Consider the following 23,804-nt stretch of genomic DNA (forward strand, 5'->3'; position numbering starts at 1 on the left):
TTGGTTACATAGTCAAATTCCAGGCTTGGACAAACAATGTGAAGCTTTCCGATATGGTAATCTTTTTCTGAGCAAGACAAGGATTTGCCAAGCTACAGCTTAAAAAACAACCTAAAGGTCGTACCTTTTCCCACTTTGCTTTCCACCTCAATGTGACCTCCTGCTGCATGGATAATTTTTTGTGTCAGATACAGTCCAATGCCTTGCCCTTCTATTTGCTCACTCAGGCGATGATAGAGCGTAAAGATCGAAGCAACTTTGCTTTGCTCTATTCCCATCCCATTATCTTCCACGCGTAACAGAAGAAAACCTGGGAGAGCTTTGGTGTGGATCACAATGTGAGGGTCGCGCTCTGAAGATTTATATTTAATGGCATTGCTGATCAGATTGTAGAGCATACTGCGTAAGTTTTTTTTTGAGAAGTGGATAGAGGGTACTTCAAATGCAACCTCGATCTGTGTATGGGTGGCCTCTAATAGAGTTGCAATGCTGAGCTTAATATCCTCTATTAGCTCTTCAAAATACACATCTTCTCCTTCCCTTAACCGCTCACTCTCTATTTTTCCAATCCCTGATAACTCCCTGATGAGCGCCTTAAATTTTGTAATGGCCGTATCAATCATCCGGTAAAATTCTTCGGCCTGCGGGTTAACACTAGTATCCGGATTAACACTATTATTAGTAATATGAAGAAGCTCGATTAAGCCTTGAATATGGGCAATGAGATTTAACAGGTCATGAGAAGCGGTAAAAACGAATGTATCTAAATCGTCATTGATCCGAAGCAGGCTCGTATTGCGCTCCTGGAGTTCCCCTTGTAGACGTTTAAGTTCTGTGATCTCATAAAAGGTAAGGATGGCTCCATCAATTCTATTATCGCTTTGCCGGATATAGGGCATGGCCATCACTTGGTAGCATTTATGAGCGGATTGCACTTCCTTAACAATGATACCTCCTTCTGCTATCACCTTTGTCATATCCTCCCGGAAGGTTTCAAATTTAATATTGGTGGTGATATGATCTAGTGGCCTGCCAATATCTCTTTCCTGTAAATTGATCAGCTCGACCACTGAAGGAGAAAATTTTTTCAACTTCAGCTCCCTATCTACAAAAACCTGCCCATTCACATTGCTTCGAAAGTAATTATTCAAGTCATCATTTAACTCAGTGAGTTCCTTAATTTTTCCCTGGTATTCACTGTTGACGTTTTGCAATTCTTCATTGACTGATTGCAATTCCTCATTGGAGCTTTGCATTTCCTCGTTGGCACTCTGCATCTCCTCATTGGCTGACAATAATTCTTCATTAAAAGAAAGCATATTCTCCCCCATAGCCACAAGTTTTTCCTGGGTGTCATGCAGTTTCTCCTTTGTCTGTCTGAGTTCCTCTTCGAGGCTCTCCACATATTCACGTGTCTGCAAAGAAGTATCCATCCACTTCTCTCCACGTTCTTTGCCAGCATCACTTCCTGTAGAGGTCTCCCGAAACAGAACCAGCAGGAACCTCTTCTCAAGACGACGATCTGTAAAGGGTTTTACTAACACCTCTACTGCCCTCCCTTCCTGTGAATCTCCTACGTGTGTACTTTTAATGCCTACCCCTTGCCCGGATTTTAATGCCCGCTGAAGGGCAGCTCTAACTGGCAGGGCAAGCGGTTCTGGCAACAGATCTAAGAGATTAAAATTAAATACTTTGGGTAATAGGTATGTAGTTAATTCTCCAAAGGAATCTACTACTTGCAGATTCTCATCCACGCATACACCGGCTCCTCCATATTCAGTTATCACTATTTCACTCAAGACTTCCCCTAATGGAGGTTTTTGGGTAGTTGCCTCCGCTTGTTTAGAGGAAGGCAAGGATACAGATTTACCATCCTCATAGATGGGTAAAGAGAAAGTATCCAGGCGAAGAGGTATATGTGCCTTTTTTTTGTAAATTTTCCACTTGCGGCTGATTTCCTCCATATGCGTGTGGAGGAACGTAGTATTTTCGCTGGCTCCTAAAAATAAAAATCCTCCTTTTTTAAGGCCAAAATGCAGCATAGAAAATATCTTCTCCTGTAAATCTTTGTTCATATAAATGAGCAGATTACGGCAGGAGATAAGATCCATATTGGCATAAGGCGGATTTTTTCCCAAATTATGGGGGGCAAAAATGAGCATTTTTCGAAGTTCCGGTTTAATGCGGTAGCTTTGATTCTGGTAAATAAAATACCGGTCCAGCCTTTCCTTGAGCATGCTACCGGCAATGCTTTCCGGATAGATCCCTTTGGAAGCTATGGCCAGGGCAAGTTTATCTAAATCGGTAGCAAAAATTTTAACATCAATTTGCCTATTAGTTTTCTCTACATATTCCTGCACCAGTATAGCCAGGGAATAGGCCTCTTCGCCTGTCGCACAGCCAGCTACCCAGATTTTCACCGCCTCCCCTGCATTCATAATTTGGGGAATTACATCCCGCTCAATCAGATCAAAGGCTTCCCGGTCTCTGAAAAAGGAGGTCACACTAATTAAAAAATCCTGAGCGAGTGCCTGTAGTTCTATGGGATGGGTTGAAAGCATTTGCAGATACGCCCTGGAATCATTTACCCCATGATGGGCCATTCGTTTACGTATCCTTCTAAAAATGGTAGCCCTTTTATAGTCAGAAAAATCCATCGGTAATTTGCTCTTGAGCAGATCTAAAATAGCCACCAGAGTAGATTCTTCTTTTTCTTCCAGCTCACTGGAAGAGGCAGGCGGATTTACAGGAGTATGTTGCTGCAATTGATGCACATAAACCTGGATTTGCATGGGCATCTCTTCTGGTGCCAGTACCCAATCGGCTACTCCTGTGGCTAAGGCATGTTGAGGCATGGAATCGTAGCTAGCAGTTACCGGATCTTGCACAATGACTAATCCTCCGGCTTTTTTTATGGCTTTAATTCCTTCGCTGCCATCACTTCCCATACCTGAGAGAATGATACCTACGGCTTTCCCGCCCTGATCTTTAGCCAGGGAATGAAAGAAAGTATTTATGGTGTGATGGGGTCCTTTTTTTCCTGCTTTGCTAGTTAAGTACAGCGTCCCCTTTTGCAGAGTCATAAACTGCTTATTAGGGATCACATATATTTTATTAGGTTCCACTACCATTCCATTTTCTGCCAGGTCAATATCGAGCTTGCTATGCTTTTCAAGTAATTGAGCCAGCCTACTTTGATGATCGGGGGATAAATGCTGAATAATGATATAAGAAGCTTTATCAAGGGGCGTATGGTCAAAAAAAGTATAGATGGCTTCAATACCTCCTGCTGAAGCGCCAATAGCAATAATATGTTGGGGAGTATGTGTCATCTTGTTTCATTTTAGGAAAATTATACGAGATTAAAAGCTAAGGAGCTGGTAAGATTTAAGTAACGATGAATCCTAAAGGCAAGAATCTATTCCTTATAAATGCAGAAGTTTAGATAGTAAATATGCTTCTAACACTTGACCATTTGCTAATTTAAAAATGTAAGCTTATAAAGCAAGATTAATCTAAAACAAATCCTGTTCGCTTGAATGGTGCTACAATGCTTATTAATAGCCTACATTTGGAAATAAAGTATATACTTGGGTTTAATACAAATAACTACTATTAATATTTAACAAGCCATGGAAGAGGTAATACGAGCTATGAGGCAGAAAAAATGTAAGTGACCTTTCGCTTCAACACAGTAATGCAAAAACGGGAAAAAATATAATAAGGTTTACGTATAAATACTGAATTGAATTAAATCAGTATTTATACGTAAACAATTTGAAAATCATAACGTTATAAGAGTATTGCTTTTAGGCATTATCTGTAAATTAGCTATTGTAACATTAAGTAGTTTACATAATAAATTATTATAGATAATAACCAAGTATTTAAGCCCAAAGTGTCTAGCATCAATTTTTATAAATTAATTTATTTACCTGGGAGAAAGTTTTAGAGAGAAAACCAAGTACTACTCCATCCAGAAATTAATAAGGTGAAAGCTTCTTTAGAGCTATTGATAATATGATATGGATTAAAACAAATTTTTAACAGAAACTTTACTTAATGGATGGTGCTGGTACGTTTTCCAAAAAATAGATAATCAATTAATCTATTTGGGCTATTGTAAATTTTACAGAGAAAATGGAATAAGCCGATATAACACACTTTTTATGTACCCGGCCTATGTCCTGCTTAGCTCAACAAGAGATAATCTCATTAATAAAAAATAAAGAGAAAGAAGGGTTTGATCGATTATATGACACGTATAGTGTAGCCTTATATAAACTAAGTTTACATATCACTAGTGATGATAAACTGGCACAACAGGTATTAGAAAATTCTTTTGTATTCATCTGGAAAAACATCGATACCTATACTCCCTCTCAAATTAGCTTTGGCGTATGGCTCATCTCAATTGTTAAACAAGAGGCAAACAAAATGGCCCATTTGCAAGTAAATGATTAAATAATAATTTTAGAATATGTTGAAAATAAAACCGAAGAGGCATGTAAAATTTAGTGCTGCTAGTAAATCATTGTTTTTTAGTACACTAAAAAAACGTGTAGATTTTTATTTTAAAGAAAAGAATGTGTCAATACACGCCAATAAGAAAATGATAGTCAAATCCATTATCTTATTAGCTCTTTATGTAACCCCCTTTCTGTGTATACTGCTTTTACAGCCGCCATTTTTGATGGGTTTAGTTTTCTGGCTAGTAATGGGATTAGGTTTAGCAGGAATTGGCATGAGTGTCATGCATGATGCGAATCATAGTGCTTTTTCAGCGATAAAATGGGTGAACTCCGTAATTGGATATAGCTTAAATCTAGTGGGTGGTTCAGTTTTCAACTGGAAATTGCAGCACAATATACTTCATCACACCTATACGAATATTGTTGGGATGGATGAGGATATTGAGGACAGACTGGTTTTACGTTTTTCACCCCATACAAAGGTTAAATTTTATCACCGCCTGCAGTGGATCTATGCCTTTATGTTTTATGGAATACTTACCCTCTACTGGGTATCTTTAAAAGACTTTATCCAGTTTTTCAAATATATAAAAAGCGGTTTGAACTCACATAGCCCTGGGGAAAATATATTAATCTTCACTAAGATTCTAGCCATTAAACTGGTATACTTTTTTTGTATGCTAATAGCCCCTACCCTTTTTTGGGGAATCCCTTTTTATCAGATCCTCACTGGATTCTTGCTTATGCACTTTGTGGGAGGGATCATTTTAACTACTGTATTCCAGCTCGCTCATACGGTGGAAGGAACCAGCCATCCCCTTCCGGATGAAAAAGGCACTATTGAAAATGAATGGGCCATTCATCAACTCAATACGACAGTAAATTTTTCACGGGAAAGTAAATGGATATCCTGGTATGTAGGAGGATTGAATTTTCAGATCGAACATCATCTTTTTCCCAAAATTTGTCATGTACATTATCCACAGATTGCCAAAATCGTTAAACACACGGCTGAGGAATACAATATTAATTACTTAGAGAATAAAACATTTTATCAGGCCTTGCGCTCTCATTTAACTACTTTGCACCATTTGGGAAGATTACCCAATATCAATGAGGCCTTGGTATAAGCATTCTCCAATACTTAGCCAGAAAGAACAATGTCAAGTGGATAGATAATCCACCAAATGAAGCTGTACATATTTTTGTAGTTACTATTAGTGAAGCTTGTTCGATACCATTTCAAAATGATTGGAGTAATGCCAAAACAAAGAAACTGGAAAATCCCCGACGAAGGCAATTATTCTTAATATAAACAATAAAATCATCATTGACTGGTATGTTCAAATAGATGTATAAAGTCAAAATTCAAGCAGCTAAAGCATAAGAGTAATCTGGAAATATGTGATATGTGTAAACATTATCCACATATATGTAATACTTTCCGGCTTGCTTATACCCATCTTTGTCCTGTCACTTAATTTAATATACACTAGATTTTTGAAATAGAGGGACTTGACAATTTCCTGTGTCTATGAATCATTACCAGATTCACTCTAGTAAATATTTCCTTTTCTATCTTAAAATCTATATTTATGAAAACTATTCTTTGTCCTACTAATAATACCTCCATCGCTGGTAATGCCTTTGCGTATGCAACGTTGCTTTCTGAGGCAGCGCAAGCAGAGCTGGTATCTGAAGAAAAGCCTTTAATGGACAATCTGTTTCGAAATAATCAACGAATCTTCCCGCTAATTCAGCCTTTGCCAGATACAAGCGTTGAAAGAATGGGCCCTTTTAAAGATTCCTATCTGGAAGTTTATTATGACCCAACCAGGCAGGTACAAACCGTATATTCGCTTGCAGAGAAAGCCCGTACCCTAAAGGCAGAACTAATGGTAGTAGGAGTAGAAAAGGATTTTGGGCTATTTGATATGCATTCAGAGTCTATGGTCAACCTGGTTAAAAAAGCACAGTGCCCAGCTTTGTTTATACCACAAGAAGTTAGTTTCAAACCTCTAAAGAAAATCCTTGTGGTGATGAATCGGGAAATGAATATAGATCACCGGTTTTCTGTTATTATAGACTTGGCTATGCCTTTTCAAGCAGAAATCATTTTCCTGCAAGTTACTAAAGAAGATACTCTTATGGATGGAAACCAATTTTTAGAGAGTATGAAAGAAATGTATTTATCGTTTCCTTACCCACATACTTCCTTTCATACCCTTGAGCATGAAAATCTGTCAGAAGGAATTTCCCGTTTTGTAGAAAATATTGGAGCAGATATGATAGCTATAGTTCCAAACCTGCAAGCGCTTTTACCTTACACGTATGCGACTAATTTGGTTAATGAGCAATTGGCTGCTACCCCATTAACCATACCTCTACTAGCTATAGATGGCCAGCCTTTAACTACAAGTAACTCTGTAACGACCACAAACCGCGAGGGGCATGCAGATGAAATACAGCAGTTAAACTTATACAAAAAACATATTTAAAATAGGAATCGATATTTACTAAAGTACTTTCGTGGCAGTATTTTATGTATAATATACTTTGTTCCTTTATTTAACTTTAATCAAATACTTTAAATATAACAAAAATGAAAATGGAATCTTTTTTTACTGGTCCTACAGATGAAGATACTACTGTGCATCTGGATTTATCTTTGAAAACAACAAAGTTTATCCATAGTATACTTGTGGATTGTTATGACGATTCTTCTTATGATAAAACTTCTAATGAATTAGCCGATATTATTACCCAGCTGGAAATCAATATCAAAAACAGCTCAATAGAAAACACTGCTAATTGATTTAAATGGCAGATAACCAATTAGAGCTATTTAAATTAAAAATCGATGATTAGTTCAGTCTATTTTGTTTTTAGTAGCTTTATAAAAATGACCTCAATAGTAGCTTAAAAAGCCTTTACACTTGAGAATTCGATACATCTGTGGAGTAATTTAGCATACAGCCATTCTGTATGCTATTATTTTTTTCATCAATTAAATAATTATTGTTGGCTTCTTTTTGAAAGCACTTTACTTTAATCTGCCTTGCCGGTAAATGCGTGATTTATGTAACATATATCTATAAATATGTAACACATCTGCGGCATATAAACGGCATCTTTGATACAGGTATGCAGTGCAGGATTTTACGTATACCTCTCCATAGTATCATTTTAGAAAGTATCTGCCTCTAAGCCTGTTTGCTGGTAATTTTTCACCAGCAGCAGTAGCGATACATTGTTTGTACCCAACTCTTACTCTAATGAACACGATCAATCAGTTTTTCATGCAAAATTTTTCTAATCCGCCTGTCATCTGGTTTGTTTTAGGGTTTATCTTATTTATTCTGGAATTTACTATGCCAGGATTTATCCTTTTCTTTTTTGCCATCGGTGCCTGGATGGTTGCTTTGCTTTCTCTGGCTTTTGAACTTTCTACAAATGTACAGATTCTTACTTTTTTAAGTATTTCTCTCCTTACCATTTTGCTGTTCAGAAAGTGGATTAAAAAAATACTATGGACTAAACGTTTTTCAGGAGGGCTGGAAGATGATTTTTTGGGGAAAACCGGTGTGGCTGAAACCCATATTAGCCCTGGCCAGGATGGGAAAGTGGGTTTCAAAGGGACCCAATGGAATGCCCGGTCTGCAGACGAAATTGAAAGGGGCCAGCAAGTAACTATTACAGGCAATGAAAGCATTTTGTTGCTGGTGAATGCTAAAAAAACTTAATTATGACGCCAACTACTATTATACTCGTACTATTAACCCTTTTTGTGTTAGTTACTTTTCTTTCCAGCTTTAAAGTGGTACCACAGCGTTCGGCTTACATTGTGGAAAGGCTGGGTAAATATAGCCGTACCCTGGAAGCAGGCTTTCATGTGCTGATTCCTTATATAGATAGAATCGCCTATAAGCAAAACCAGAAAGAACAAGCCATTGATGTAGCCTCACAAATATGTATTACCAAAGATAATATTGCTGTGGAAGTAGATGGTATTTTATATCTGCAGGTGATTGATCCACTCAAAGCTTCCTATGGTATTGATAACTATAAGTTTGCTGTTGTACAAATTTCCCAAACCACCATGCGTAGCATTATTGGAAAAATGGAACTGGATAAAACTTTTGAGGAAAGGGAAACCGTCAACGCAAGTATTGTAGAAGCAGTGGATAAAGCCAGTGATCCTTGGGGAATAAAAGTGTCGCGTTATGAGGTAAAAAATATTTCTCCACCTCAAAGCATTAAAGATGCCATGGAAAAGCAGATGCGGGCTGAGCGGGAAAAAAGGGCCCTGATTGCAGAATCAGAGGGTGATAAGCAGGCAAAAATAAACAGGGCCGAAGGTGAAAAACAGGAAACCATAGCCCGTTCTGAAGGGGAAAAACAACGCCGGATAAATGAAGCAACAGGTAGAGCTACCGAAATAGAACTGGTAGCCGTAGCCACTGCCAAAGGCATAAGTGAAATAGCTAAGTCTATTAATGAAGATGGCGGCATGAATGCAGTAAACCTGAGGGTAGCCGAACAATACCTTACCGAATTTGGAAAACTGGCAAAAGTAAATAATACCATGATCGTTCCGGCAGATCTGTCTGATATTGCGGGCGTACTCACCAGCATTACTTCTGTATTGAATAAAACCAAAGTAGAGCCACCTTTGCTTGCAAATGGCAATGGAAAAAAAATAAGTGTCTGATGATTAAGTATTAGTTAGTGGACATGTAGGATGGTATAGATGCCTGATGTATTGATACATCATCCGACTACTAAATCTTTGAAAACTGGAATATTGGAATGAATTACCCAAAATTAACAATTATGCATCATTTAATTAATTAGTAGTCATGGCAATGCATATCATAACAGATCATCCGGAGAGCCTGCTGGAGAAACTTGAGCAACAACTACATTACACAGATGCATCCTGGGGAGTAGATAGGCAGAATAGGTATTTACAACGATCCAGGGAGGCAGACTATCCTTATTACTTCCGATATATCCTAAAAGAAGGTGGAATAGAAATAGTATTTATTGATGTTCATAATCAGTATTCAACCTCTTCTGTCAATAAGTATGCTGGTGAATTAGTTGGGCTCCTGCTCACTATTTTCACTGGTGATACTCTACTGAATCATTTGGAAGCAGCGCCCTATAACCTGCCAAATTCTTAGACTAAATCGTAGTTCATTAAGGGCTGTTGGCTAAGCACTGTTCAATAGGGATTATCATAAATATTGCAGGTAAATCCTGTTTTAAGTTAGTGTAATTTTTTAATCGATGCAGTTATATTCTATCCTGATAAGTTTGAAAGTTCCATAAACTAAATCTCTATCGGGATAACTGTATATGGTTTCGGCATTTCCCATCAGTCTGTATCCATTTATTTCCTGATAATCTTTCAATGGAGTTGCCCAGGGTAATTGCTTTCCTGCATCAGCCGAATAGCGGTCATCAGAAATAAAGTTTATCAGTTCACCTTTGTCATTAAAATACAGCCAGGCAAAAACGGTGATATGGTTATTGGTAAAGGAGGCTTTCACTTTATTATTTTCCACTGCTAACCACTTTATTCGCTTGTCTATCAGGGTAGGCGGAGCCAGACAACACATGTCATTGAAAAAGGTAACTGTCTCCGACAAATCCATTTCTACTCCATCCTGATACTGCACTTTAAATAAGGATAACAGCCTGATGTCCATAAAAGCATATCCATTCTTAAAGCAGTGATACCCTGCAACAGGCATGCCTTTCATGATGGCTTTCATAAAAAACAGCCGGGTTGGCGTGTGCATAAAATTATACTGCTCTGAAGTAAAAGGCATCCATTCCGATTGCTCATCCTTTCTGATTTTGCCGGTAAATTCTATTTTAAAATTATTTACTTTGGGTTTGCCAACAGAACCTGTAAAACGAAGGTATTTTTTTACGGGTTCGGGCAATTCTTGGATGTCTGTTTCTGTCAGGTCAGAAGGTTGGAAATAGGATGCCAGTTGCAAGCCAGTTTTTACATCATCTTGATATTTACGATAATAAGCGGATGTGCTATATCCGATGATTACTGCCATCAGAATAATCACATTGGCTATGGTTCCGAATCTGGCATCTTGCCAGAAGAAAATGATCAGAATTTGGGAGATTACTACTGCTAGTAAACCAAATACCCACCAATAGCTATGTTTAAAGGCAAACTGGATCGCTGCCAGTACAAAAAGGATAAAGGTAAGCAGCCAGACCGTTTCAAAAGGTTTTGCAATAGGTTGTGTCAGTTGTTTTACTTCTGATAGCCCAAAGCTTTTAAAGCCCAATAAATGAATGAGTCCATGAGCTATAACGAGTATAATAAAGGCTATTCTCATAATTAATTATTTTAACTTTAACTTCTTAATGTAGAATCGGTTAGTGTATCAGTAAAAGTTGAAATATTGTTAAGGCCATTACTTATGATTCTATATATCAGCATACAAATGATCATGATAAAAATAATTGTGTAAATCAATTGGTTATACTTAGCCAGCCAATTGGGGAGAAAAATATCAAAGTTGTCTTTGGAAGAATCAGAATATCTATGTGCAATTAGGGTAATTGGGCAAACATTTCTGAAGATAAGTAGAACCAGTCCTTCCAGCAGAATAATACCAACACCCATCCATACTAACTTGTCAATTTTATTTGTAATGACAGCATACGATAAGTAGAACAGGACTACATTGAAAAAAAGCCAGATGAGGGTATGAATGAGTTTAATTACTGAAGCTGTTTAGGATAAACAGAAAAATTTCCAAAGAAGTGAGAATTTTGTGTTGCGAGGCACAAAAGAATACATCCAATGGAAATCTTACCTAAAGATACAATAGATAGGTATATATTAGCAAATTTGTCAGTAGGCATGAGAGGTAAAGAATGTAGCAAGGAACTGATGCGAGAAGTGGTAGGACTCATACTTTACCGGCTGAAAACAGGATGTCAGTGGAGGTTTCTGCCAACAAAAGCATTTTTTACAGATAAAGCCCTCAGCTGGCAAGGCGTTTACTATCATTTTAATGAATGGGTAAAAGATGGTTCCTGGAGCAAAGTATGGATGACTATCTTGTCAGTTCATAAGGATAAATTAGACTTGTCATCTATACAGCTGGATGGCAGCCATACAATTTGTAAGCAAGGAGGGCAAGCTGTAGGGTATCAGGCAAGAAAAAAAGCCAATACCACTAATAATTTGTTTTTAGCCGACAATCAAGGGCAAATGTTAGCCTGTGCAACTTCTCAGGCAGGCGAGCATCATGATTTATTTGATATTACAAGCCTGTTTGAAGAATTATGCCAGATCCTTATCAAGGCAGGTATTGACTTGAATGGGTTATTTCTCAATGCTGATGCAGGATTTGATTGCAAAGAGTTGAGAAAAGTATGTAAGGATAAACACATAGAAGCCAATATTGCCTTTAACTCAAGAAATACTGGAAGCCAAAATGAGCAGTATCAATATTTTGATGAAGAGTTATACAAGTGCAGGAAAGTTATAGAGCATGCTAATGCCTGGATGGACAGTTTCAAAGCTTTGCTAGTGAGATTTGAGAAAAAAGCTTCCTCATGGCTAGCTTTACTCCTAATAGCTTTTTCTGTTCGCTTCCTTCGTAAAATCAAACAGAAAACTAAATCCTAAACAGATTCACTGTTAATCTGGACATGGCTGCTTACTTTTTATAGAAAATTCCTTGCCTTTTTCGGGCACATACTTTCATTGCATTGATTCTCAATAAAGAAGTGGATCATATGCTTTCTTGCTCAATTAGATACTTTTCTGATTTTATTGTAAGAATAATAACCGCACAAAAGTGAATGCTTTTACCCAAGAAAGCATTACATAACTATAAAGGAGATTTACATCATTCACACATTTTAAACCTAGCCTTGACTACTGCATATTTCAACAAAAAACCACTATGAAGCTCTATATCAAATACATGGTAAGCCAACGGTGCAAAATGTTGGTGAAAGAAGAATTACTAAAACTTGGGCTTCGCTATGTAGTACTTGATTTGGGTATGGTTGAGCTATTAGAAGACATTACTCAAGAGCAGCACGATCAACTGAAAGTAAACCTTCTCCGTTCAGGCCTGGAACTGCTGGACGATAAAAAAAGTATTCTGATTGATAAAATCAAGAATGTGATTATCGAAATGGTTCATTATTCGGATCAATTACCAAAGGTGAATTATTCTGATTTCATCAGTGAAAAATTAAACTACGATTATACCTATCTATCCAATATTTTTTCAGAAGTAAAAGGCATCACTATACAGCAGTTTATCATCATCCATAAAATTGAGCGGGTAAAAGAATTGCTGCTCTATGACGAGCTGAACCTGACCGAGATTGCCTATCAACTCCATTACAGCAGTGTAGCCCATTTATCCAACCAGTTCAAAAAAGTTACCGGCCTGTCGCCTTCCTTTTTCAAGCAACTCAAGCGTAAGCGCAAAGGCAATCTGGAAAACCTGTAATTGTATTTCCCTCTTTATATAATCCAACATGGCTTTTTAATGTGTGATAGATGCAACATTTAACCAAAGTTATGTAAGGGGCAGCCGCTTAAAGGAGTCTACCTTTACAGCCTACTTTACTTGCAACTACTCATGAAAAAAGATAAACATGATCTTAGTAATTCTACCGGCAATAATCCTATCCTTTTCCCTGAATTAGAAAAATCAACGGTACATATCATTGTTGAAATCATTGAATATGTTCCTAACGGGGTATTGAGCAAGACGATTATTAAAAAAACCACCGGCAATGTAACCGCTTCCTCCTTTGATGCCGGCGAAGAATTAGCCGAAAAGACTTCTCCCTTCGACACCTATGTACAGATCATTGATGGGACTGCCGAGTTGCATATAAATGATAAGCAATATAAGCTCAGGTTAGGAGAGGGAATAGTAATTCCTGCTCATACAAAGCACAGTTTTAATGCCTATGAGCAATTCAAAATGATATCCACAGTCATCAAAAGCGGATACGAGGACTAATTACCTGGGCCTACCATTCATGTGGCCTGATACAATAGAGAGAAAAGCTGGATAGCATTATCTCAAAAATAGGATGGCACAGTGGGATTCAACTAACTACTTTAAATCAAAAACAAGGGCTATGAAAAAGATATGTAAACCAGGTTTTGTATGGATGACTATTTGTGTAATAATGGGATTCTCTCATTTTACACAATCACAATCACACTATACGATTACCCAAACCAAAGAGAGCAAGATGACCATGGCAGGTACCTCTACCCTGCACGATTGGGACATGACTACTCAAATTTTTACCGGGAATGCACAGTTCGGCTTCAATCCAGGAAATGATGGGCTAAACACACTCCAATCTCTCACCTTCTCACTAGTGGCTCAGAACCTAAAAAGTGGACAGAAGGGATTGGATAAGAATGCTTATAAAGCCTTGAAGACAGATCAGTTTCAAAACATTGATTACAAACTATTGTCGGCAAGGGTATCTCCCCAAAAAGAAAACCAATTCCTTATTAAAACACAGGGCAATCTCACAATTGCAGGTATTACAAAACAGGTAAGTATGGATGTGTATTGTGAGATCAATAAAGATTCAACCATTACGTGCAGGGGATCAGATAAATTGAAGATGAGTGATTATAAGGTGAAACCACCCACTTTTATGATGGGGGCTATGAAAACAGGAGATGCCATTACGCTGGATTTTACGATGGTATACAAAAAAGAAGCAGGCATCTAATATCACATTTCATCCATTAAAATACGATCCTTATGAAATATATACTTCTGCTCGTGTGTTGCCTTATCTCTCTTGTTGTGAAAGCGCAACAACCGGCTCTGCAATTTTTCAGACCTAACGATAAGAGTGGCCTGAACGTCTTTGAGACACCCAAAGCTGATACGGTACATTTCAAAGGCCTTAAAGTGCGGCTTGGCGGTGACTTTGCTATGCAGTTCCAGGGATTAACCCAAAGCAATGCCGAAGGCAATCTGGTTGAACTAGGTAAAGATTTTAACTTACCTTCCGCTAACCTGAACCTGGATGTACAGTTACTGGATGGTGTACGGATGCACTTGCGAACCTATCTTTCTTCAAAGCATCATAACGAAGCCTGGATCAAAGGAGGGCACATGCAAATTGATCGGCTTGATTTTATCAGGCCAGGATTTTTAGCAGGTATTATGAGCTACACCAGTATTACCATTGGCCTGGATGAATTTAACTATGGGGATGCCCACCTGCGCAGATCAGATAATGCGGGGGCTATTTTTAATCCCTTTACAGGCAATTATATCATGGATGCCTTTTCCACAGAAGCTTTCGGGGAAGTAACTCTGCAGCATAAGGGACTATTGGCAGTAGTAGGGGTTACTAACGGTAAGCTCAACCAGAATGTAGTCGTAAATGCCAACACGGACAACAAACCCTCTATTTATGGGAAGTTGGGCTATGATAAACAGTTAAGCCATGATCTGCGGGTAAGGGTAACTGGCTCCTGGTATATCAATCATGGGACCACCTCAGGCACTTGGCTGTATGGGGTGATCGCACAGGCGGCAGATACTATCATGTATTGCATACCAAACCTGATTCAAATGGCATTAGTGAAGGCACTGACTTCGAGGGTAGATATAATGCTCGTTTTACCAAACTAACTGCCTTACAAATCAATCCCTTTATTAAATACAAAGGAATTGAACTCTTTGCTATTTATGAACTTGCTAGTGGAAGCAACGAGTTTACCGGGCCACAGGTTGGCAAAGAAGGGGCTTTTACGCAACTGGCAGCAGAATTAATTTACCGCTTTGGAAGAAACGAAAAATTCTATATGGCAGGAAGGTTTAATACGGTAAGAGGGAAGATGCTGGAAAGCGCCCCTGAAAACCTTGAAATCCGCAGGCTAAACATAGGAGGTGGTTGGTTTATCTCAAAAAATGTGTTGACGAAAGTAGAATATGTAAATCAGGCTTATACTGGCAATGCCTGGACTGGCAGATTTGTGGGAGCGGAATTTAGTGGGTTTACTATTGAAGCGGTAATCAGTTTTTAATGTAGTAAAATCCAGTTATCGGTAAGGGGTTAAAACCAATAAAAAGGATTTACATTACTCTGACAACAAATAAAACCCTTTTCATTATCAAAGCAAAAAATCAAGTCTCTCAATAGATAACCTAACAATAACAACTGACACAGTTCATTTTACCTCTCCCGGCCATCTCAAACTGCTGCTGTGGAATATACTACTGGTGCTGTCGGTTTTTTGGTATTGATACATAATTTATTGGGGTATCAGATTACATGCAAACTTATACATGGGAATAACATTGAAGAGTCTCTTCAAAATTACCTGAAGCGTATCCGGACCTATTCCATCCTATATGTTCTATCGCGAGTAACGGCAATCCTGATCATTTTTGGATATTTTTGCTCCACTGTGGAAGGGAGCGAAAACAAATACTGGATTTTTGGATTTCTGTTGCTAGTGTTATCTTTTCAAATTTACCTGTTGAAAAGGGTATGGGCTAACAGAATTAATCAGATAAAAACAACGTATGCACAACTTTCCTGACGAGTGCTCAAAATGAACATTTTGAAGCAGGTGGGTAGTTGAAGTCTGCTCGAAAAAGTGGATACTAAAGTAAGCTCTAATTTTGATTCAAGAGAAGTTAAATTTAAGTTACTCGAAAGGGGAGGATTGCGTTACTAACTTACCAGGTCAATTCTTTTTTGCATCTGTCTCAAAAATAGGGACTTGACATTTAATTAAATTATTAAAAAGTTGGTTTACGTCCTATAAGATAAGAAATTAAAAATGAAGGCATCCTATAGAAGTTAAGCCCTACAAAAGAGGAAAACAGAGTTTGGTTCCTAATTTTCTGGCATGAGTACTCTAAACAATGTTCCCTTACCAAGCTCGCTTTCGACTTCTATTGAACCTCCGGCATTTTCTACTATCCTTTTGACTATGTATAATCCAATACCTGACCCGTCGACATGATGATGGAGTCTTTTGAACATTTCAAAAATTCTAGAAGTATTCTCTTGCTTTATACCAAGACCATTGTCTCTTACTTCGATAATAGTAAGGTTCTGCCTGCAATAGGTATTTATCAAGATTTCTAAGCCCACCTCTGGGTTCCTATATTTTATTGCATTCGTAATCAGATTATAAAAAATACTTCTCAGGTTATACTTCGAAAAAACAATTTTTTGGCAGCCATCTGTAGAAACGCTTATCGAAGCGGCAGAGGCTTCAATCATGGGAGAGATTTCCAGGCTGATTTCTTCCATTAATTTGTCAATTATAATTTCTTCTACATCCTCATTTACATTTTTTTGCGTCTTACTAATTTCGGTAAGTCCTTTGATTGTTTCCTTAAATCTTAAAATAGACTTCTCCATTAAACTTAAGATAGCATTTAGTTTCTCGCTAAGTGGCTGCCCATCTAACTGTTTTTTTAACGCATTTAACAGTCCTTCCAGGTTTGCAATGGGTGCTTTTAAGTCGTGTGAGGCTGTATAAACAAAATTATCAAGGTCATTATTAATTTTTTGCAGCTCTTTGTTCTTTAGCTTTAACTGCTCGTTGCTTTCGTAGATTCTAACTTTTGCCTCTTTTTCTTCACTCACGTCTCGTACCTCAATTACCGTAGCGACTGGAATACCGTTTTCAAAAATTGGACTAGCTGCACAAACAACAGAAAAGAAAGTACCATCTTTTTTTATGAATACATCCTCATGGGCTCTTACATCGAAGTTTTCCGGTAAAGCCCTATCTAATGGACATTCCTCCATGGGATAGAATGATCCATCGGGACGATGATGGTGGATTAGATAGTGTAGCGGTTTGATACTAATTTCTTCAAAGCTATATCCAAACATTTTTTCTGCGGCCGGATTGAAGAACGTGCAGTACCCTTTCGCATTCATCATGAAAAGCGCTGAAGTGGCATTGTCGGTTATGGTTTTGTTGAGTGTACTTTGGTATTCTAAGGCTGCTTTATTAAGCTTTTCTTCTGTTATGTCACGTTGAACACAGACCAATAACGATTTATCCTTAAGCTTCAAAGTAGATATAAAAGAGTAGGTATAAAAAGTTGTGCCGTCCTTTCTGATATTATGCCATTCCCCGCTCCAGAACCCGTTTGTTTTTAATACCGTCAGCACTTGGTTAACAATTGCTTCATTTTCTTTTGGAGGATACGCATTTTGAATGGAAACATGCTTTCCTATCAATTCTCCCCTTTCATACCCAAACATTCGCTCTTCTGTGGGATTTGTGTAAAAAATAACACCAGTTTCATCAGAAACACTCACGCCTTCATTCATGTTTTCAAGGACAGTTGCAAGCATTTTCAACCTTTCTTGAGAAATTTTAAATTCATGAATGTCAGTTAAAGTGGCAAGCCATTTGGTTATTTCCCCCCTATCATTTTTCATCGGAAGAGCCCTGACTAAATGCCATCTAAATTCCTTGGTATGTGCATTTTGTATTCTAGTTTCAATCTCGAATGAAGTTCCTACTGCAAAAGCCTTTCTCCATATCTCTGTCGTCGAAGCTATATCATCAGGATGATTAACGGAAGGCCATCCTTTTCTTATTTCCTTCATAGAAAGACCAGTATAGTCAACCCAATGCTTATTTATATAGTCAAATTCTCCTTGAGCGTTGGCCGTCCACACCATTTGTGGCATGGCATCAAGGGTGAATTGAAATTTTTGTTCACTAGCCTTTAACTGAGAAAATAGTTTGGAATTTTGGATTGAAATTCCTGCATGCGTACTCACGGACAAAACTAGCTTTTCAGACTCTTCAGTAAATATTCCCGGTTTAGAATGTCCAAAAAATAGCCCTCCCAACACCTCGCCATTGATAGATTTAACAGGAATAGCCATGTAGCTTTTAACCGGAAGATGCCCTTGAGGCATACCTTTATGTGGAGGATTTTGCCCATATCGTGGATCCAGCGTAATGTCATCTGAACGAACAATTGCTGTTCCCTCAAAAGTAGGGGCGAAAATTTGTGTTTTACGAGGGTGAGGAAACTTTGAGAAATTCTCAATAGCCACCCCGGAGATAGTGTAAAGGGTAAGTAACTCGCCCTGCTCATTTATTGTATTGTAAAAGAAGGCGCCGAATTCCGCTTTAGCTAATTTTGTAGCGACATCAGTCACCTCCTGCACAATGTCGTGTATGTTAAATTTTTGGGTTATTGAAGAATTTAAATCGTTTATGGTTTTTAAATTCTGCGTTCTCTCCAATACCTTCAGTTCAAGATCTTTATTAATATCTAAAAGTCTCTCTTCTGCTTCTACCAATGCTTCATTCGTAGCAACCAGTTCCTCTTCGCTTTGTCTGAGTTCTTCATTCATGGCGGCTACTTCTTCATGGCTTTCTTTTAGCTCCTTATTCTTTTTTTCAAGTTGCTTCCCACTTATCTGAACATAAAGACTAAAGGCTTGCCTTTGAACCTCCGAAATAATAAAATCTATTTCTTTAACAATATCAGTGATCAGGTTAGCATCTTGCGTGTATTCTGGAAGACGACTATAAAAAAGTGTTTTTCGAACAGAATAAATCAAGAGAATATCGTCAATGCTTATTTCATCCCTTGTTACTGTGGGTAATTCATTAGCCTCCCACTGCCTTAAAGTTTCCTTGATACCATCCCGCCAGGTGTCATCCATGATATGTGTTAAAAATAGATCCAGTGATTCTTTTACCAACCTTTCAAATTGCTCAGCAGGTAGATTTCTCAAAAGATTCTCAACCAATGGAGGATTCACCTCTTTGAGAAGCTGCAGGTTTTGCTTTGCAGCTTCCTCTAGTTTTACTAAAAGAAAGTGGGCATAGTTCTTTAATTTATCACTTATATATCTTATTGCCTCGTGCATAGTTTAGCGGCTAAATGACTACTAATACCCTCAACTCAATTTTGAAGTGTAAATATAAAGTAATATTTAAAAGAGTAGTCATGTTGCTAAAGTGTAGTAAATTGTATGACCTCTGTTTTTCGCACAGAGCTATAGTGAAAAAATCTCCGTAATAAGCACTATTTTACTATCTGATTAGGATTTAGATCTGCTAACTAACTATGGAGCCGGAAGTTATTATATTCCTCACGCCATCGTTCAATCTTTTCCTTAGCTGACCTCTTCACAATAAATACGACAGTTCAGAAGTAAAGCCAAAGGCGAGGTTAATTTAACTACTCCTTTACTAAAATTTCATAGAATGGCTAGAGGGGTGATAAGTTATATTTCCTCCAGCCTTATAAAATTATCTTTCCCTGTCTGCCGATTTTTATTATTTGTCGGAATAATATTGGCAGGGTAAATTTTCTCAGCAGCTATACTTAAGAATTATCTACCCTGCTATCTTTCCAATCTAGTATTGAAATTTCATTTAAGCACCTCTCCTTTTGGGTTCAATTAGGGATAAATGACGCATGCTCCCTTTCAATTCCATTGCCTAAAATAGTCAGAATAGGTTCTTTCTCCCGATCGGTATTTTTATTGTCATAAATAGCTGCCCACTTGATACCAAACTCCGAATTTTCAATGTACCAATAAATCCTGTTACGCCAGTACTCGAATCCATTCACTGGATCCTTCTGTCTGATGAATTTGGAATAGAAATCCTGTTTCTTAGTAGTGGTTTGTTCTCAATCGTTAAAGAAATAAATAACAGTTTTGTATATGGGACTAGTGATATCTTTAGGTGGCAATTTTTTCTTCATCTTAAGTAATTATTTATGTTGTAGGTTAATTTCAAATCCAGCCTTACAATATGGCATAACTGGCATCTTATATTTATGGCGAGGCAGTAGTAAGGGTATTAAGATGGAACCATTTTTGGTTTCTTTCCATGGACGATGCCAAAGAAAAAATTGAGCGATGGCGAGAGGAATACAACAACTTTCGACCTCATAGTTCGTTAGCGGATTTAACCCCTGAGCAGGTGGTAAATCAATGCCAAACCCGCTCGATTTCTTTAGTTTAGGCCGGTCCTATTTTGGGAGGAGGTCAATTATCTTTTACACTCTAATTTCTTCTGGTCCTCTTTTGGGGAAGTTTACAAATAGAAACCCTCTTTTCTGGTTGCCGATTGTGCGGGATGTAAAAATAAAATAACAGTTTTGTATCAGGATTTGGTTATCTACTATTATGGAGCTTAGTTGATGTATTTAGTAGAAAAATAAGTCATTTGTAAAGTTAATAGCGAAAAGCCCAAAAACACCCCTTCTCGATTTTAAAAAAATTCTCAAAAAAATCTCTGGAATTTTGCTACTGCAAAAATCAAAAACAAAAAACCGCCAAATTTGCGAAATTTAGCGGTTTTTTTGGAGCCCCCAGTCGGAATCGAACCAACGACCTACTGATTACAAGTATAGCGCCTGTCTACTGTCAGTCAAGGAGTTATATGCCATGGGTCTGAAATAGGTCTGAAAAAATAATTTTGAAAACACCCTTTTTACCTCCTTTCGCTAGGAAAAATCAATAGCTTAGCCAGCTAAAGATGCGTTTTGCACAAGCAATTTCTGTTAAAAGATAGCTTCCTATCCCCTGCTGATTTTTTCGCCAGTTAAAGGTCACAAGATCAAACCTACTATAAAGTACCGAATATATTTGATCTTGTAAATGAATGGCTAAGTTTTGTCAAACTAAAACCCTACAAGACTATAAGATTTTTTACCTAGCTTCTGTCTAAAAAATAGAGGGCCTGACAATTGCAGTTACTGCTTTAATAATTTGAAGCTAAGCGCAATTGTGTTAATACTAATTCAGACGGAGTAAAAAGACCTTGAGCACCCCTACCATGTATTGGTGTTTCAAACCGTTTATCAACAGAAAATAGCCAACCATAAAAATTAGGCGTATAGTCACTTAAATCATGATGCTTTTTTCTCCACAATTCCCAACGTTGCTTATCCATAGGAACTATAGCAGTTAGATTTAAAATCCCCAAGTAACACCCCTTATCTAAAATTCTATTACCAATTAGTAATTGTTGACGGAAAAACGCTTCTGCTGATGCGTCGCTTTTCAGTCCAGTATGCAACCACAATCTCCCGCGAAATGGGGTAGTCCAAGTTCGCAGCTCAACAGATTTTATTCCGGAAATAATCATTTCAGCGTAAGGCTGACGTACACTCAAGGCATGTATAATCATAGAAATTACTACTTAGGGAATGTTTGAATAAATTCATTTGAAAACCGCTTATATACATCGTATAAGGATTGATAGTTCACAGACCAACCTGAAGCTATCAATTCCCGAGTATTACTATCAAGCACACGCAGATAAAAATCATTTTTGTCTTTGCATACATTTATTCTTTCAGCAAAACCTTGATAAGAACGAAAAGCAAAACCTTTCTTTGCATCTATTTGAACAGATTTATCCAAAATATCTATCTCACATATTGAACTATAATTTGAATCCGCAGTAAGGCGAATTATACAAGGAATGCAAATGCCGCACGGGCGGTTAGCATTTTTTTTGCCTACAAGTGCATGATTAGCATAATGATACCAGCAGGTTTCAGCTTTAATTAAAATGTCATTGAACTTAGGACATACATCTAGTGCAAATTGGTGTATTTCATTCTTGGTATTAAATACAAAAGGATTTTTTAGGGTCCAAGTACTATCATATAAATTTGATAACAATTGAGTAAAGTATTCATGTAATATGGGATGAGCATGTTTAGTCATTAAGATAGCAGGTGTTGGGGATACGGCGTTAGCCAGAATGCCATTCTCAAATTGAATAAGGTGCCTACATTGCCAAGAATCAGCAATAACTGCTCCAAGTGACATAAATAAAAAAGAGCGGTAATAGAAAGATTTATTAGTATTTTTTCGTTCAGTAATTTTTTCTTTATTTTCAACCACAACGGTTTTACAGCGGGAGTAGAATGAAGTTAATGCTGATGGATCAGAAATACCTAAATCCTTTAATATATTGTTCTGAGCTGTGTATTGACGTGTGTAATATGACACATAGCGAGTGGCTTTACGTTCTTCCGAACTAATGGTAGCCACACCACAAGTACTATCCATACCTCCGGAAAAAAGGGCAATTTGTTTAATGGATACATCCGCATTAGTCTCAATATTGAGCTTTGGTTTTAAAGTTTGATCATTTGGTTTAAAAATAAACTCCCATTCTGCATCATCAAGGCAGGTTAACAATTGCTGTAACGCTTGTGTAACTTGAGGCTGTCTCCATTTTTCAGGTTGATACATAGGAACAGTGAGAGTATACTTCTTTGGCGGGTTGGTTAATAAGTTTTTATGTAATAATTTTTCAATATGAAATATACAAAAAGCAACTGTCAGTAAATCAAGACTTGTATCGCTAAATCCATACGGTCCTACTCGACTGTCATCCGATAACATCCATACTAGACCAGGCTCACCAAGAGAGAACTTGATTGTATATGATGATCCTTGTTGAATTCGTTCAATCTCACATTCTACTTGAGGCATATAGAGCAGTAATTTTTATGATAAAATATTAGAAGCAGGAGTTTCAAAATAAGAACTGAACCATTTATACTCACAAGCAAATAAATCAAATAAGTTGCTGTACGTTATTTGATTAATATTAAGCTCTTCATGCTTATTATGTAAGAATTTATCTTCAAAATCCTTAATTAATTGATTAGCTTTTGCTTGAGCTATTTCTCTGAGGCAGTCTTGATCAAAGTCATTCATGCCTTCTGACTCACGTTTTAGTAACTCATAAAGAACAAATCCTAGAAAATAACCAGATATTGATTGAAAAACATTATAATTAAGATGTTTTCTAACATCATCAATATCACCATCAATATACACATCCAAATTGTCACCTAAAGCCCGCAGCACAAAACTTTCCAGAGCCATTCTAACAACACCTTTAACCTTACTATTTTCCTTCCCAGCGTTTTCTTTAATAACCTTATTCACCCAGTTCTGTAGACACCCTGGCCCACCATCAACTTTATCAAACGTTTGAGTCGTACTCCAGCTCCGTACTATTCTTAGCTCTCTACTCAAGTCAAATAGTGAGGAATAAACACCTCTTACTAATGAGTTGCTAATTTGATCTTTAAAATATGATTTGCCTACAGAGGATAACTTCTCAAACACCTCCTGGGCTCCTCGGTGAATGACTTGGCGTCTGGTTTTATCGTCTGCACTTGTTCTCAGACTCACAAAGCTGCTCATACCAAATCCCCCTCCGCCTCCAGCTCTACCGCCACCTGTTCCAAACGATCCTGTTCCCATGATTATATATTTGATTTT

Annotated in this window: 20 protein-coding genes and 1 pseudogene; 14 read left to right on the plus strand and 7 right to left on the minus strand. The window is 37.5% G+C overall.

Going from position 1 to position 23,804, the window contains the following annotated elements; genetic code table 11:
* Window positions 1–92 precede the first annotated feature (92 nt).
* Window positions 93–3,332, minus strand: coding sequence for a chemotaxis protein CheB (locus GXP67_RS00780; RefSeq protein ID WP_162441396.1), 3,240 nt, complete (start codon window positions 3,330–3,332; stop codon window positions 93–95).
* A gap of 850 nt (window positions 3,333–4,182) precedes the next feature.
* Here GXP67_RS00780 and GXP67_RS00785 point away from each other — a divergent pair.
* The 7 genes from GXP67_RS00785 to GXP67_RS00815 all read left to right on the plus strand — a co-directional run bounded on the left by GXP67_RS00785 (window position 4,183) and on the right by GXP67_RS00815 (window position 9,658).
* A complete protein-coding gene (locus GXP67_RS00785; RefSeq protein ID WP_162441397.1) occupies window positions 4,183–4,464 on the plus strand; it encodes an RNA polymerase sigma factor in 282 nt (93 codons plus the stop codon).
* A 16-nt stretch (window positions 4,465–4,480) separates the two neighbouring features.
* On the plus strand, window positions 4,481–5,602 hold the full coding sequence (locus GXP67_RS00790; RefSeq protein WP_162441398.1) for a fatty acid desaturase family protein: 1,122 nt from the start codon (window positions 4,481–4,483) through the stop codon (window positions 5,600–5,602).
* A gap of 465 nt (window positions 5,603–6,067) precedes the next feature.
* Window positions 6,068–6,970 carry a hypothetical protein gene (locus GXP67_RS00795; RefSeq protein ID WP_162441399.1) on the plus strand — a complete coding sequence of 301 codons (903 nt, stop codon included), beginning with the start codon at window positions 6,068–6,070 and terminating at the stop codon, window positions 6,968–6,970.
* Between the two features lie 104 nt (window positions 6,971–7,074).
* Window positions 7,075–7,287 (plus strand): hypothetical protein, encoded by a 213-nt coding sequence (locus GXP67_RS00800; protein WP_162441400.1) that lies wholly within the window; start codon window positions 7,075–7,077, stop codon window positions 7,285–7,287.
* Window positions 7,288–7,747: 460 nt separating this feature from the next.
* Window positions 7,748–8,215, plus strand: coding sequence for an NfeD family protein (locus GXP67_RS00805; protein ID WP_162441401.1), 468 nt, complete (start codon window positions 7,748–7,750; stop codon window positions 8,213–8,215).
* A 2-nt stretch (window positions 8,216–8,217) separates the two neighbouring features.
* On the plus strand, window positions 8,218–9,183 hold the full coding sequence (locus tag GXP67_RS00810) for an SPFH domain-containing protein (protein WP_162441402.1): 966 nt from the start codon (window positions 8,218–8,220) through the stop codon (window positions 9,181–9,183).
* Window positions 9,184–9,331: 148 nt separating this feature from the next.
* On the plus strand, window positions 9,332–9,658 hold the full coding sequence (locus tag GXP67_RS00815) for a hypothetical protein (protein WP_162441403.1): 327 nt from the start codon (window positions 9,332–9,334) through the stop codon (window positions 9,656–9,658).
* A gap of 99 nt (window positions 9,659–9,757) precedes the next feature.
* Here GXP67_RS00815 and GXP67_RS00820 read toward each other — a convergent pair whose 3' ends face one another.
* The gene (locus GXP67_RS00820) at window positions 9,758–10,843 is read right to left on the minus strand and encodes a DUF6544 family protein (RefSeq protein ID WP_162441404.1); all 1,086 of its coding nucleotides are present in this window, start codon (window positions 10,841–10,843) and stop codon (window positions 9,758–9,760) included.
* A gap of 470 nt (window positions 10,844–11,313) precedes the next feature.
* Between GXP67_RS00820 and GXP67_RS00825 the strand changes: the two genes are divergently transcribed.
* From GXP67_RS00825 to GXP67_RS37950, 6 genes are all read left to right on the plus strand, one after another.
* On the plus strand, window positions 11,314–12,147 hold the full coding sequence (locus GXP67_RS00825; RefSeq protein ID WP_162441405.1) for an IS5 family transposase: 834 nt from the start codon (window positions 11,314–11,316) through the stop codon (window positions 12,145–12,147).
* A gap of 280 nt (window positions 12,148–12,427) precedes the next feature.
* The gene (locus GXP67_RS00830) at window positions 12,428–12,988 is read left to right on the plus strand and encodes a helix-turn-helix domain-containing protein (RefSeq protein ID WP_162441406.1); all 561 of its coding nucleotides are present in this window, start codon (window positions 12,428–12,430) and stop codon (window positions 12,986–12,988) included.
* 132 nt (window positions 12,989–13,120) lie between these two features.
* The gene (locus GXP67_RS00835) at window positions 13,121–13,510 is read left to right on the plus strand and encodes a cupin domain-containing protein (RefSeq protein ID WP_162441407.1); all 390 of its coding nucleotides are present in this window, start codon (window positions 13,121–13,123) and stop codon (window positions 13,508–13,510) included.
* Between the two features lie 121 nt (window positions 13,511–13,631).
* Window positions 13,632–14,246, plus strand: coding sequence for a YceI family protein (locus GXP67_RS00840; protein ID WP_162441408.1), 615 nt, complete (start codon window positions 13,632–13,634; stop codon window positions 14,244–14,246).
* A gap of 32 nt (window positions 14,247–14,278) precedes the next feature.
* Window positions 14,279–15,163 (plus strand): hypothetical protein, encoded by an 885-nt coding sequence (locus tag GXP67_RS00845; RefSeq protein ID WP_317170092.1) that lies wholly within the window; start codon window positions 14,279–14,281, stop codon window positions 15,161–15,163.
* Entirely contained in the window at window positions 15,082–15,558 is a 477-nt protein-coding gene (locus GXP67_RS37950) for a hypothetical protein (protein WP_317170093.1), read from the plus strand. Before GXP67_RS00845 ends, GXP67_RS37950 begins: the two co-directional genes overlap by 82 nt.
* 818 nt (window positions 15,559–16,376) lie before the next feature.
* On the opposite strand, the gene GXP67_RS00850 is transcribed toward GXP67_RS37950, so the two are convergent.
* Both GXP67_RS00850 and GXP67_RS00855 read right to left on the minus strand, forming a co-directional pair.
* On the minus strand, window positions 16,377–19,403 hold the full coding sequence (locus tag GXP67_RS00850; RefSeq protein WP_162441409.1) for a PAS domain S-box protein: 3,027 nt from the start codon (window positions 19,401–19,403) through the stop codon (window positions 16,377–16,379).
* A gap of 533 nt (window positions 19,404–19,936) precedes the next feature.
* Window positions 19,937–20,113 (minus strand): hypothetical protein, encoded by a 177-nt coding sequence (locus tag GXP67_RS00855; RefSeq protein WP_162441410.1) that lies wholly within the window; start codon window positions 20,111–20,113, stop codon window positions 19,937–19,939.
* 254 nt (window positions 20,114–20,367) lie between these two features.
* Between GXP67_RS00855 and GXP67_RS00860 the strand changes: the two are divergent.
* Window positions 20,368–20,511 (plus strand): annotated as a pseudogene (locus tag GXP67_RS00860) (integrase core domain-containing protein); the annotation flags it as partial.
* Window positions 20,512–21,252: 741 nt separating this feature from the next.
* Here GXP67_RS00860 and GXP67_RS00865 read toward each other — a convergent pair.
* From GXP67_RS00865 to GXP67_RS00875, 3 genes are read right to left on the minus strand one after another with little or no spacing between them, the layout of a single operon-like run.
* On the minus strand, window positions 21,253–21,681 hold the full coding sequence (locus GXP67_RS00865) for an ASCH domain-containing protein (RefSeq protein WP_162441411.1): 429 nt from the start codon (window positions 21,679–21,681) through the stop codon (window positions 21,253–21,255).
* A gap of 8 nt (window positions 21,682–21,689) precedes the next feature.
* Window positions 21,690–23,003, minus strand: coding sequence for a 7-cyano-7-deazaguanine synthase (locus tag GXP67_RS00870; RefSeq protein ID WP_162441412.1), 1,314 nt, complete (start codon window positions 23,001–23,003; stop codon window positions 21,690–21,692).
* Window positions 23,004–23,018: 15 nt separating this feature from the next.
* Window positions 23,019–23,786, minus strand: a complete 768-nt coding sequence (locus GXP67_RS00875; RefSeq protein ID WP_162441413.1) for a hypothetical protein — start codon at window positions 23,784–23,786, stop codon at window positions 23,019–23,021.
* Between the last annotated feature and the right edge of the window lie 18 nt (window positions 23,787–23,804).

Origin of the sequence: Rhodocytophaga rosea, from assembly GCF_010119975.1 — a bacterium.
In the GTDB taxonomy this organism is placed as follows: Bacteria; Bacteroidota; Bacteroidia; order Cytophagales; family 172606-1; genus Rhodocytophaga; species Rhodocytophaga rosea.